The sequence below is a fragment of the Acetobacter sp. DsW_059 genome, from assembly GCF_002153695.1.
Taxonomy (GTDB): domain Bacteria; phylum Pseudomonadota; class Alphaproteobacteria; order Acetobacterales; family Acetobacteraceae; genus Acetobacter; species Acetobacter thailandicus.
In genome coordinates this window covers 43596-56315 of the sequence record NZ_JOPI01000016.1, presented here as the reverse complement: position 1 = coordinate 56315, position 12720 = coordinate 43596, and the positions used below count along the sequence as shown (strand labels likewise).

Below are 12720 nucleotides of genomic sequence, written 5' to 3'. Positions count from 1 at the left end.
TAGAACAAAAGAGGTTCAGCCGCTATGTCTGATCATGGGTTAAAGGTGGCATTGTGTCAGGGAGTGTAAGATGAGCGAAACTGTTGAAGGCTGCGTAGAAGAGACCAGACTGACCGATGCTCTGAGCAAGCGGTATCTGTCCTATGCGCTCTCTACTATTATGTCGCGTTCGCTGCCCGATGTGCGCGATGGCCTTAAGCCGGTTCACCGTCGCCTGGTATATGCCATGTATCAGCTTAAGCTTGATCCCTCTGCGGGCTTTAAAAAATGCGCCCGTGTTGTGGGTGACGTTATCGGTAAATACCACCCTCATGGTGATGCTTCGGTTTACGAGGCTCTCGTACGTCTGGCGCAGGATTTTGCAGCCCGTTACCCCCTGGTAGAAGGGCAGGGTAATTTTGGCTCGGTTGATGGTGATAACGCTGCGGCAATGCGATACACCGAGGCTCGCCTGACCGAAGTTGCAAGTGCATTGCTTGAGGGGGTTGAAGAAAATGCTGTTGATTTCCGCCCGACCTATGATGGTGAGGAGCAGGAGCCCGTTGTCCTCCCCGGTGCCTTTCCTAATCTCTTAGCCAATGGTGCTTCTGGTATTGCTGTGGGTATGGCAACCAGTATTCCGCCCCATAACGCTGCTGAGGTCTGTAAAGCAGCGGCTTTTCTGGTCAAAAAACCAGGCTGTACCACGCAGGAGCTAATGGCGTATCTGCCCGGGCCGGACTTTCCGACCGGTGGCCTGATTGTGGAAGATGAAGCGGCTATTCTGAAGGCCTATGAAACAGGCCGTGGCAGTTTTCGTATGCGTGCCCGCTGGGAGGTGGAGCAGGGGCGTTTTGGCACATGGCAGATTATCGTCACTGAAATTCCTTATCAGGTGCAGAAATCCCGGCTTATCGAACAGATGGCTGATTTGCTCGAGCAGAAAAAACTCCCGCTTCTGGGTGATATCCGTGATGAAAGTACCGACGTGATCCGTCTGGTACTTGAGCCAAAAACACGCGGTATTGAGCCTGAAGTGCTGATGGAAACATTGTTTCGTGCCACGCAGCTTGAAAGCCGCTTTGGCCTGAACATGAATGTACTTGGCGCTAACCGTACTCCGGGGGTTCTGGGGCTGAAGGAGGTTTTGCAGGCCTGGCTTGACCACCGTCATGAGGTGATGGAGCGTCGCAGTCAGCATCGTCTTGATGCGGTTGCACGCCGTCTTGAAATTCTTTCTGGTTTTCTCGCAGTTTACCTTAACCTTGATGAAGTCATTCGTATCATCCGTGAAGAAGATGATGCACGTGACTGCCTTATTCGCACTTTCTCTCTGACTGATATTCAGGTTGAAGCTGTTTTAAACATGCGTCTGCGCAGTCTCCGACGGCTTGAAGAGGTCGAGATTCGCAAAGAGCATGATAAACTCTCTGCAGAGCGTGCAGCCCTTGAAGAGTTGCTGGCTGATGCCGGTCTGCGCTGGAAACGTATTGAGCGTGAACTGCGTGAGATGAGTGTACAGTTTGGTAAAGGTCGCCTGGGTGAGCGTCGCAGTACTCTTCTTTCAGCGCCTGAGCCGGTTGATATTTCTGTCGTTGATGCGGTTGAACGTGAGGCTGTTACGCTGATACTGTCGCAGCAGGGCTGGGTGCGTACGGTTAAAGGCCATAATATTGATGCTGAAAATCAGAAGTTCAAAGAGGGTGATGCCCTCAGGCTGACAATCCCCTGTTACACGACTGATAAAATCTGCTTCTTTGCAACGGACGGAAAAGCTTTCACCGTGAAAGCGGCTGATCTGCCACGGGGCCGTGGCGATGGTCAGCCTCTCAGATTATTGTTTGACCTGCCAAATGATGAAGAGCTGATTGCTGTTTTTGCTGTGAAAGCAGGCGGTAAACGCCTTGTCGCCTCAGATGTCGGGCGCGGTATGCTGGTTGAAGAGGAGAGTATGGTGGCTGAGAAGCGCTCAGGCCGCCAGGTGCTCAACCTAAAACCAGGTGAGCGTGCTTTGCTGTGTAACCCGGCTGAGGGCGATCAGGTCGCAGTTATTGGTGATAACAGGCGTTTTCTGATTTTCCCGGCAGAACAGTTGCCTGTTATGGCGCGTGGCCTTGGTGTTGCTTTGCAGAAATATTCTGATGCACGCCTGCGTCAGGCTATAGTTTTCTCGTCAGAGGGTGGGTTGTTGTGGCCTGGTACGGTGCGCGTGCGCCAGTGGTCTGACCTGCAGGAGTGGGCAGGTCGTCGCGCTGCAGTCGGTAAAACTGCACCGGCATGGGCCATGAAAAAAGGGTGACCGACAAATCACCCCCCCCCGGTTTTGTAAGCCGGGGGGATGCGGTTATTTGTTATTTTGCATCAGGTGGTCGTGGTAGCCGTACTTCTGCCACTGAGCGGGTGTGGTCAGTTTTTTGGGTTCTTCTGAACAGGCTGAGAGCGTTACAGCACAGATCAGTAGTAAGATAACATGTCTCATAGTCCGGGGTCTCTGTTCAGAGGGGTTATTTACGGAGTTCCATAGAAATCGGGCCTTCGCGCCGGCCATGGGTAAACTGGTCAACAAGCGGATTGCCGCTGTTCATGAGAGATGTGGCTGCACCCTGCCAGACCATCCTGCCTTTATAAAGCATAGCGGCCTGATCACCAATGCGCTGGGCCGAAGCCATGTCGTGGGTAATGGCGATAGCGGTTGAACCGAGTGTTTTTACGCAATCGACAATAAGCCCGTCGATAATAGCGCCCATAATAGGGTCAAGGCCTGTTGTAGGCTCATCAAAGAACAGAATTTCAGGTTGTGCCGCGATAGCCCGTGCAAGGCCAACGCGCTTTTGCATGCCGCCTGACAGTTCAGAGGGGTAGAGGTCACAAACCGACTCATCAAGCCCCACCTGAGCCAGAACTGAGGCTGCTTTCTGGCGGGCGTCAGCACGTTTAATGCGCTTTTGTGCCAGCAGGCCAAAGGTCACGTTTTCCCAGACGGGCAGACTGTCAAACAGAGCAGCATTCTGAAACAGCATGCCAATTTCGCCGCGTAGTTTTTCACGGCGTTGCTCAGAGGCTGCGACAATATCTTCCCCGTTGATTTCAATACTGCCGGAATCCGGGGTGATAAGCCCGAGAATACAGCGCAGCAGCACTGACTTGCCACTGCCCGAACCGCCAATAATGACAAGAGACATTCCGGCAGGAACATCAAAAGTAATGCCATCCAGAACGGTTCTGGAACCGAAGGATTTGTGCAGGTCGCGAATGCGGATTCTGGGAGTGGTGCTGGTCATTGTGAGAAGAACAGATCCGTCAGAAGATAATCAAAGGCCAGGAGCAGAATCGAAGCGGTAACAACAGCTGCTGTTGTGGCTGAACCAACGCCTTCAGCGCCGCCTTTGCTGTTATAACCGTAATAGCAGCCCATCAGTGAGATCAGAAAACCAAACAGTGCTGCTTTGACCAGCCCTACGGTGACATCTGCTATTTTGAGCGAGTTGAGCGTTGCCGTGATATAGGCATGAGGTGAAAAGCCCAGCTTCATAACACAGACAGTAAAGCCGCCGGCTACACCCAGAATATCGGCAATAAACACCAGCAGAGGCAGAGCCACCAGCCCTGCGAGAAGGCGTGGTGCCACCAGATATTTCATCGGATGGGTTGAGAGTGTGCTCAGTGCATCAATCTGGTCAGTGACACGCATGGTGCCCAGCTGTGCAGCAATGGCTGCCCCCACGCGCCCGGCTACCATCAGGCCGGCCAGCACAGGTCCCAGCTCGCGGGTCACGGCCAGCACGACAATGCCGGCAATAGCATTTTGTGCATGGTATTGCGCAAATCCTGTGTAGGACTGCAAAGCAATAACCCCACCTGAAAAAAGCGCGGTCAGGGCGACAACAGGCAGGGAGAAGAACCCGGTCTCCTGAAAGGTGCTGAAAAACACACGTCCGTAAAAGGGTGGGCGAAAGATGTGCGACAACCCTTCAAGAGCGAACAAAGCCAGAGACCCGGCTGCGCGAATCAGATCAAGGGTTGTCCGGCCCAGTCTGGCTACAAGAGAGAGCAAGCTATCCATCTGCCCGGTTTATCATCCTGGTTAAGTGCTTTTATAAATCGTGATGTTAAGCCGTAGCCTGATACGGGCGAGGCGTCAAAGTCTGAAATATTTTTTTATGATGAGATCGCTGAGTAGCCGCCGGGTTGCCCGATAAAATGTCAGCTCAGACGCATCATCCGTTCACCCCCCATTGCAGAGCGTGATGATGAAGGGCATCTGTAGTGGTAATAATGTCTGCTATTCTGTTTTTTCTTTTGCCCCGGCAGGTGAAGGCAGGATTTCAGCACAGGACTATACAGCAGGAGAGTTTGAGTGCGCATAGCTATGATAGGCGGCGGGTATGTCGGACTGGTATCAGGTGCATGTTTTGCCGAATTTGGCGTGCATGTTGCTATTGTTGAAACAAACCCTCAGCGTCTGCATGCCCTGCGTAATGGAGAAATTCCTATTTATGAGCCGGGTCTTGATGCGCTTGTGGCATCAAACACGCAGGCTGGCCGCCTGACATTCGGTGATGATATTGCTCACGCCGTAACAGGCGCTGATGCGGTATTTATCGCTGTTGGTACACCACCCAGAAATGGCGACGGCGCAGCCGACCTGCAGTATGTTCATGCCGCAGCCCGTCAGATTGCTCATGCGCTGACAGGCTATACGGTTGTCGTGACAAAATCGACCGTACCGGTGGGCACAAGCCGGCGTATTGCGGCTATTATCCGTGAAACCCGCCCTGATGCTGATTTTGATGTGGCTTCCAACCCTGAATTTTTGCGTGAAGGTAATGCAATCGGGGACTTTATGCGGCCTGATCGTGTGATTATCGGCCTTGATCAGGAAAAAACGCGTACCGATGGCCGTGCTGAGGCGGTGCTGCGCAATGTATACAACAAAATCTCTCACACTGGTGCAACACTTTTATTCACCGGTATTGAAACCGCTGAGCTGACCAAATATGCCTCTAATTCTTTCCTCGCGATGAAGATTTCGTTTATTAACGAAATGGCAGATCTGTGTGAAAAATTAGGCGCCAGTGTAGAGGACCTTGCCGATGGCATGGGGCTGGACAGGCGTATTGGCCGTGAGTTTTTAAACCCAGGCCCTGGTTATGGCGGTTCATGTTTTCCTAAAGATACTCTGGCGTTGTCACGCATCGCGCAGGAGGCGCAGAGTGCCTGTCGCCTGGTTGAAACCACAGTGCTGGTTAATGAAGCCCGTAAGGCTGGCATAGCCGGGCGCATTGCCGCTTTGTGTGGTGGTTCAGTGTCAGGTAAAACGATTGCTGTTCTCGGGCTGACTTTTAAGCCTGAGACAGATGATATGCGTGAATCTCCCTCACTGCCTGTATTGCACCGACTGGCAGAAGCTGGCGCAGTTATTCGTGCCTATGACCCGGTTGCTATGAATGTGGCTCGCCCGCTTTTGCCTGCAGGGGTGATATATTGTGAGGATGCACTCAGCACAGCTGAAAATGCTGATGCACTGGTGTTGCTGACAGAATGGAATGAGTTTCGCGCACTTGTGCCAGCCGAACTGGCACAGCGGATGAAGAACGGCGTCGTTATTGATTTACGCAATATTTTCGACCCCGCTGCCATACGAACTGCCGGGCTTCGTTATGATTCTGTTGGGCGCCTGTGAGCGTATGATGCGGTAAGGAGAGTCGGCTGTGGCAAAAAAACCTTCACGTCGTTTTGTGTGTCGCAGCTGTGGCGTTGTGCACCCGAAATGGATCGGGCAGTGCGAAGGTTGTGAGGAGTGGAATACGCTTGAAGAGGAGCAGATTGAACCTCTGGCAGCTTCTTCTGCACGGCCGTCAACGCGGGGGCGCCGCATTAAGCTTGAAGGGTTAAGTGGTATCGCTCAGCCGCCGCCACGTATTAAAACCAGTATCGAAGAGCTTGACCGCGTTCTGGGGGGCGGGCTGGTGCCGGCCTCTGCTGTGCTGGTAGGGGGAGACCCGGGTATAGGTAAATCAACCCTGTTGTTGCAGGCTGCCTGTCGCCTGGCAGAAAGCGGGTCACGGGTATTGTATATCTCGGGTGAGGAGGCGGCAGATCAGATTCGCCTGCGTGCGCTCAGGCTGGGGGTGGGGTCAGCGTCTCTTGACCTTGCAGCATCAATTAACGTGACAGACATTGTGGCCACGCTTGAAGCTGAGCCAGATGTTAAAGTCGTGGTGATCGATTCAATTCAGACGATGTGGCTTGAAACGGTTGATAGTGCACCAGGCACAGTCTCTCAGGTGCGGGCCTGTGCGTTTGAGCTGATCCGCCTGGCGAAGCGGCGGGGTTTCAGCCTTATTCTGGTCGGGCACGTGACGAAAGAGGGCGCTCTTGCAGGCCCGCGTGTGCTTGAGCACATGGTTGACGCGGTGCTTTATTTTGAAGGAGATCGCGGGCACCAGTTTCGTATTTTACGTGCGGCCAAAAATCGCTTTGGTGCAACAGATGAAATTGGCGTTTTTGCGATGACTGATCGTGGACTGGAGGAGGTCAGTAACCCTTCGGCTTTGTTCCTGGCTGAACGTCGCGGCAACATTGCAGGGTCAGCTATTTTTGCAGGGCTTGAGGGTTCGCGCCCGGTTTTGCTTGAGGTGCAGGCTCTGCTTTCTCCTAAGTCGGGCGATGGTGCACCTCGCCGGGCTGTTGTTGGGTGGGATAGTGGCCGGCTTTCTATGTTGCTCGCCGTGCTTGAGACGCGTTGCGGGCTGAAGCTGGCGGGTATGGATGTTTACCTTAATGTGGCAGGTGGTCTGAGAGTGACAGAGCCTGCAGCTGACCTTGCCGTGGCAGCGGCACTTGTTTCTGCTGCGAGCGGGGTGCCGACCAGTTCAGGCGATGTTTATTTTGGTGAAGTCGGGTTGTCAGGCGAAGTGCGCCAGGTGTCACAGGCTGACGCTCGTTTAAAAGAAGCCGTAAAGCTTGGTTTTGACCAGGCAGCACTGCCCCGGCGTGTTGCCAGAGGGAGTGCCCGCAGCAAGCCGCCTGAAGGTTTGACCCTGCGTGAAATTGGCCATTTATCGGACCTGACCGGCGGTATACCTGAAGAGTAAAGGAGTTTAGAAAAAATATATTGGATGGTTGCCAGAAAAACGCTCTAAGCGTATAGAGGCCATAGTCAGATGCGGATGTAGTTCAATGGTAGAACGGCAGCTTCCCAAGCTGCATACGGGGGTTCGATTCCCCTCATCCGCTCCAGACTCAATTATCTCCCTCCTTAAAAATATATAACCGACAGTGCTCTCCTGCTATTAGGAGGATCATCTGTGAGAGTATCAGGGTACCGGCACAGTGCGTTATAATCTGCCGCGCAGAAGCGCTGATTAAAGAAAAATTGAGAAATAGTTTTATGTCCAGGGAGCGATAATACTGCCGGGACAGACTTTCAGCGATTTACCGTGCGTTAATCACGGCTGCTGCGAGATAGATCATGGCACTGAAGTTTTTGTCTGTTTTGTCGGTCATCTCGATACGTTTAAATTGTTTTAAGCGTTCAGATGAAGTGCCCGATCAGGTTTTTATGTTTATAAAATTATTTGTAAATCTTTTTATAAAATAAAGTATTTTTGTGAATTTTTATACGATATCCCGGCAGGCCGGATAAAGAGATGGCGAACTTTAAAGAACACTGAGATAAAAAGCTGACACCTGCCATGAGTGCGAAGTGTCAGCATCACTTATTTTCGCTTTCGCAAAGGCAGCATAAGCAGAGCCTGGTCTATGGCTCCACCGGCATATCATTTCATACGACATAATAACGCTACACTAATACTGCATCTTTTCAGAGAGGCAGTAACTTACTGCACAGGCTTTGATCCCTCAGCAGCTATCACAACTGAGCTGGCGTGACAGCATAAGTATTGTCTTCAAATTGTCTCACAACCTTAACACACAATTTTAAAGTCTGCGGGTAAAACCCTCTGAAATTCTCTAAAACAGATGTGCGGATAAAGGTTAAACGTGAAACCTATAAGAACTATGAAAAAGCTCAGATGTCTGCTTCTGTCCACATCAACTATATCGTTCATGTACTACGCGCCAGTACATGCCTGGAGTAAACCTTTAGCAAAAACTACAACACACTCATCTAACGGCTCACATCATAAGCCAAAAGATAATGCTCCGAGTATGATGGGGGCAACGTCACCCACAGACGTATCGGAAGAGCAAATTTCTGTTTTTGGAGCACATCATCGTCAGGTTGCTGCTGGCCTGATGATTAAGGAAGATGCACCTAAATCCCGCTCTACCGTCACGCAGGAATTCATTGAGAAGCAGGCAAACGGGTCAAACCCAATGCAGCTCATTGCATTGCTCCCCGGTGTTAATACGTCAGACCAGGACCCTCTGGGCATGACCGGTGGCAATATGACAATGCGCGGTCTGACATCTCAGCAGATAGGTTTCACGCTTGAGGGTTTTCCCATTAACGATATTGGCAGTTATGCTGTGTACCCGCAGGAAATTGTGGATGCAGAAAACTTGCGTAGTATCAACGTGGAACAGGGTTCTGCAGATCTCGATAGCCCGCATATTTCTGCAACCGGCGGTGCTGTAGATATGTATCTCCGCGATCCGGCGAACCATTTTGGTGGTAAGCTCGTCGGGTCGTATGGCTCATATAATATGCGTCGTATTTTTGGTCGTGTGGATACAGGCTATGTTGGTCACACAAACCTGCGAGGTTTTGTGTCTTTCTCTCAGGCTGCAGAGGATATGTGGAGAGGCCCGGGTAGTTCCAATAAAATGCATGGAGAAACCAAATGGGTCAACAAATGGGGTAATGGCAACGTCGTTTCACTGAGTATTATTGGTAATCATTCTTCAGGGGTGCTTTTTCCATCTACGAGAGTAACCACCGCAGCTGATATGAACGCCATGAACACCGGTAAGGGTTACAACTCTCTGGTCAACAGTATGATCAAGAATAACGTCTATGAGTCGAAATGGAACCCCGACAGTCCGAGTGGAAATTATTACCAGCTACACAGAAATCCGTTTACCAACATTTACGCATCGGCTCCTTCGACTTTCAGGTTGTCTGATAAAATCACTCTGACAGAAACACCGTATTTCTGGTACGGAAACGGAAATGGTGGTGGGGCCTATAGCACCAGTTTTCAGAATTATCAGTATGGCGCTGAAAAAATGTCAGCGTCTCTTGGAAATTACAATGCATCTAATACCAAGTCGATGCTTTTGTATAATCCTTCAAACACGCAAACCTACCGTCCAGGCTCTGTCACCAAACTGACTTTGCACACCGGAATAAACCGTCTTGAAGCCGGCTACTGGTTTGAATATTCAAAACAGCGTCAGACAGGCCCTTATAGCCTTATTAACCCGGAGACGGGGCGGGCGCTTGATTTATGGGGAGGGGGACCTAACCTCGTATTATCAAACGGTGTGACGGCTGAATATCGTGATACGTTAACACAAACACGTATTCATACACTTTTTTTAGCTGACAGTCTTTCATTGCTTAATAATAAATTAAACATTGAAGCGGGCCTTAAATATACCTTTGTTAAACGTCAGGGATATAATGGTCTGCCAGACACATCGACAGGATCTCATATCAATGGTTCCTGGCAGCAACCTCTCCCGGCTTTTTCTGTTCGTTATAAAGTGAATAGTGAAAATCAGTTTTTTGCTTCTGTAACAACAAACTTCCGTATTCCTATGAACAGTTCCCTATATGATTCCGGGTCATATTATCCAGGTTCTGGCTATTCTACCAAAGCGAACCCAAACCAGAAAACGGAATATTCGATTTCTGAAGAAGCAGGATGGCGTTATCAGGGAGCAACTATAATGAGCTCCATTACGTTTTTCCATTATAACTTTACAAATCGTCTTTATACACAGGTTATTACTCAGCCGAATGGCAGCTATTATACAACCAGTATTAATGGTGGTGGTATGCATGCTTCGGGTGTGGATGCTGAAATTGGAACACGTCCGTTTCATAATTTCCGCCCGTATGCGTCTTTTGAGTATGTTGACGCCCGCACTGATAATAATCTGGCTGCCAGCAGTGGCAGTACCAGTGACTATGTTCATTCTAAGGGTAAATTTGCCCCTCAGACGGCTAAATATCAGGTTGGTTTTAACCTCGATTATGATGACGGTAATTTCTTTTCAGGGTTTAGTCTGAAATATACTGGTTCGCAGTATGCGACGTTCACAAATGACCTGAAGATTCCAGGTTATGTTCGTATGAATATATCTGCAGGTTATCGCTTTAAAAACTTTGGTTTTCTTAAACATCCAACACTTAAGCTGAACCTGATGAATATCGCGAACAACCATTATCTGGGTTTTGTTAATGGTGCTGCTACGAACGCGAAAGCCACAACCGGTGTCTTTGGTTCTAAAATTGCAGGCCAGAGCACAAGTTATCTGATCGCCAGCCCGTTCTCTGTTCTCGGGACGTTCAGCGCAGATTTTTAAAATTCTTCAGTGAGATATCCGCCTGCTGCATGAGGCGGATTTTCTTTCACTATCTCCCTGACTATTGTCAATTCGATGCGCAGCATGAGGAAACGTCATCATTGTCCTCTGACATTTATCGCAGAAGCCTGCTGACCGCTGGTGCGGGTCTTTCACTGTCTGGTTTGCTTCCGTCAATTCAGCGTGCACGTGCAATCCCGGCACGACGCGAAAGCGGAACAATCAGCGACGTTCGGCATATTGTTATTCTGATGCAGGAGAACCGGTCGTTTGACCACTACCTGGGTCATTTATCAGGGGTGCGTGGGTATGGAGACCGACATGTTGTGCACGGTCCGGAAGGTTTTCCGGTCTGGTGGCAGCAGCGTCATAAATCAGCAGATGGCTGGATTACGCCTTTTCACCTGCCAACACAAACAACCAGCGCGCAATGTGTCATGGATCTTGATCACAGCTGGACGCCAACGCACGCAGCAATTAACAAGGGCTGGAATAACCAGTGGCCACGTTATAAGACAGATATGACGATGGGTTATTACACCCGCGATGATATCCCTTTTCATTATGCACTGGCTGATGCGTTTACAGTCTGTGATCACTGGTTTTGCTCTACTCCTACTCAGACACATCCTAATCGCTACTACCTGATGACGGGTATGGTTGACCCGGCGGGAACAGGCGGAGGGCCGGTGCTTGATAACAGAGACTGGGTCGACCGTCCTTTTTATCCGAATGTGGCAGCACCTTTCTCATGGACGACTTACCCTGAGCGCCTGCAGGACGCAGGTATTGACTGGCGTATCTATCAGCAAAGCATGTCAGTCTCTGATATTGAAAATGGTAATTTCGGTACAAACGTACTGATGAATTTTCGTAATTTTGTTGATGCGCCACAGGGTTCCCCTTTGTATGAGCGGGCTATGACTGCCCGGACACTCGATAATCTGCGGCAGGATGTGCTGGCTGATCGCTTGCCTCAGGTCTCGTGGGTTTTGCCGCCGGCAGCTTATTCCGAACATCCTCGCTGGACACCAGGTTATGGTGCAACATTCATTTCTCGTACGTTAGATGCGTTAACGGCTAATCCTGAAGTATGGGCCAGAACTGTTTTTCTGGTTATGTATGACGAGAATGATGGTTATTTTGATCATATGCCGCCGCCTCAGCCGCCAACACCTGTGCTGCCAGGAAAAAGCACGGTTGATACAACAGGGGAAATTCATGACCGTGTCGCGGCTTTTCGCCCGGAAAGCCAGACCGCAGATATGCTGCCTTTCGGTCTGGGCCCGCGCGTGCCGGCCTTTATCATTTCTCCCTGGAGCACAGGTGGTTTTGTCAGCTCAGAAGTTTTTGATCATACGTCAGTTATTCGCTTCATTGAGGCACGCTTTGGCGTAAAAGAACCTAATATTACCCCCTGGCGTCGTGCCATTTGCGGTGATCTGACAGGCGCGTTTGATTTTACACGCAAACGTACTGTGCTGCCACCACTGCCCGATACCACCGCTTATCGAAAAATAGCTGATGCATCCTGCAAACTTCCCGCCGTTATTGTCCCTCATCAAAGCCGTATTGAGGATATGGGACGTCAGGAAACAGGTGTGCGTCTGGCCAGACCATTACCTTATGACCTGACTGCTGATCTCGTTCCTTCTGCTCCGGGTGTTCTGACCCTGAATATGCGTAATGACGGTAAGCAGGCTGCGTGTCTTTATGTTTATCGTGATACTACGCATGAGACGCCTCGCCGCTATACAATCGGGGCAGGCAAAGCTTTGCAGGACGTATGGTCTGTGCAGCAGGGTGATAGTCACAAGATTACCGTTCTGGGTCCTAATGGTTTTGCACGGTATTTTTACGTTCCTGACGCGACGACCATGAGCCTTACGGCCTGTCATGATGCCGCTACCGGTAGCCTCATTCTTAAAGCTGTTAATAGCGGAGCAGTTTCTAAGCGTCTTTTACTCCGGGATAATGCTTATGGTGCAGCAGACCGCAGCTTTGATGTTCCGGGTCAGAGCTCTTCCAGCTTGCCTGTTAACCTCGCGAATAGTCATCACTGGTATGATCTGACGGTAATAACGGAGGGTGAGGACCGTAATGAAATTCGTCTGGCCGGCCATGTCGAGACAGGACGCATAAGCATTACAGATCCGGCTATGGGGGTAATCTCAGGTTAACTATGTCGGGTCTCAGTAACTTTCTCAGCTTTGTAAACTTAACATTACATATCTGTATTATTGC

At 50.3% G+C, this 12720-nt stretch carries 8 protein-coding genes and 1 tRNA gene; 6 read left to right on the top strand and 3 right to left on the bottom strand.

The genetic code is table 11. From position 1 onward, the window contains the following. Positions 1-70: 70 nt before the first annotated feature. Positions 71-2278 carry a DNA topoisomerase IV subunit A gene (gene parC, locus HK25_RS04605; RefSeq protein WP_086553666.1) on the top strand — a complete coding sequence of 736 codons (2208 nt, stop codon included), beginning with the start codon at positions 71-73 and terminating at the stop codon, positions 2276-2278. 45 nt (positions 2279-2323) lie between these two features. Here the strand turns inward: parC and HK25_RS13485 are convergent, their stop codons facing one another. Genes HK25_RS13485 through HK25_RS04595 form a run of 3 tightly spaced genes read right to left on the bottom strand, consistent with a single transcriptional unit; the run spans position 2324 to position 4042 of the window. Next, positions 2324-2458, bottom strand: a complete 135-nt coding sequence (locus HK25_RS13485) for a hypothetical protein (RefSeq protein ID WP_255375955.1) — start codon at positions 2456-2458, stop codon at positions 2324-2326. 25 nt (positions 2459-2483) lie between these two features. Continuing rightward, positions 2484-3260, bottom strand: a complete 777-nt coding sequence (locus HK25_RS04600) for an ABC transporter ATP-binding protein (protein WP_086553667.1) — start codon at positions 3258-3260, stop codon at positions 2484-2486. Beyond that, positions 3257-4042 (bottom strand): ABC transporter permease, encoded by a 786-nt coding sequence (locus HK25_RS04595; RefSeq protein ID WP_086553668.1) that lies wholly within the window; start codon positions 4040-4042, stop codon positions 3257-3259. The genes HK25_RS04600 and HK25_RS04595 overlap by 4 nt, the downstream gene beginning before the upstream one ends. Positions 4043-4348: 306 nt before the next feature. Between HK25_RS04595 and HK25_RS04590 the strand changes: the two genes are divergently transcribed. The 5 genes from HK25_RS04590 (at position 4349) to HK25_RS04570 (ending at position 12656) form a co-directional block, all read left to right on the top strand. After that, positions 4349-5662: a UDP-glucose/GDP-mannose dehydrogenase family protein gene (locus HK25_RS04590; protein WP_086635464.1), complete on the top strand. Its 1314-nt coding sequence runs from the start codon at positions 4349-4351 to the stop codon at positions 5660-5662. A gap of 28 nt (positions 5663-5690) precedes the next feature. Then, on the top strand, positions 5691-7076 hold the full coding sequence (radA, locus tag HK25_RS04585; protein WP_086553670.1) for a DNA repair protein RadA: 1386 nt from the start codon (positions 5691-5693) through the stop codon (positions 7074-7076). A gap of 71 nt (positions 7077-7147) precedes the next feature. Then, positions 7148-7221: transfer RNA gene (locus tag HK25_RS04580), tRNA-Gly, on the top strand. 828 nt (positions 7222-8049) lie between these two features. Then, positions 8050-10476 (top strand): TonB-dependent receptor, encoded by a 2427-nt coding sequence (locus HK25_RS04575; RefSeq protein ID WP_369824729.1) that lies wholly within the window; start codon positions 8050-8052, stop codon positions 10474-10476. A 101-nt stretch (positions 10477-10577) separates the two neighbouring features. Continuing rightward, on the top strand, positions 10578-12656 hold the full coding sequence (locus HK25_RS04570) for a phosphocholine-specific phospholipase C (protein ID WP_086635462.1): 2079 nt from the start codon (positions 10578-10580) through the stop codon (positions 12654-12656). The last annotated feature ends 64 nt before the right edge of the window (positions 12657-12720 follow it).

What these genes read in the sequence shown, in the direction of transcription:
- parC (WP_086553666.1), top strand. Translation starts at nt 71, where the DNA reads ATGAGCGAAACTGTTGAAGGCTGCGTAGAAGAGACCAGACTGACCGAT.
- HK25_RS13485 (WP_255375955.1), bottom strand. Translation starts at nt 2,458, where the DNA reads ATGAGACATGTTATCTTACTACTGATCTGTGCTGTAACGCTCTCAGCC.
- HK25_RS04600 (WP_086553667.1), bottom strand. Translation starts at nt 3,260, where the DNA reads ATGACCAGCACCACTCCCAGAATCCGCATTCGCGACCTGCACAAATCC.
- HK25_RS04595 (WP_086553668.1), bottom strand. Translation starts at nt 4,042, where the DNA reads ATGGATAGCTTGCTCTCTCTTGTAGCCAGACTGGGCCGGACAACCCTT.
- HK25_RS04590 (WP_086635464.1), top strand. Translation starts at nt 4,349, where the DNA reads ATGATAGGCGGCGGGTATGTCGGACTGGTATCAGGTGCATGTTTTGCC.
- HK25_RS04575 (WP_369824729.1), top strand. Translation starts at nt 8,050, where the DNA reads ATGTACTACGCGCCAGTACATGCCTGGAGTAAACCTTTAGCAAAAACT.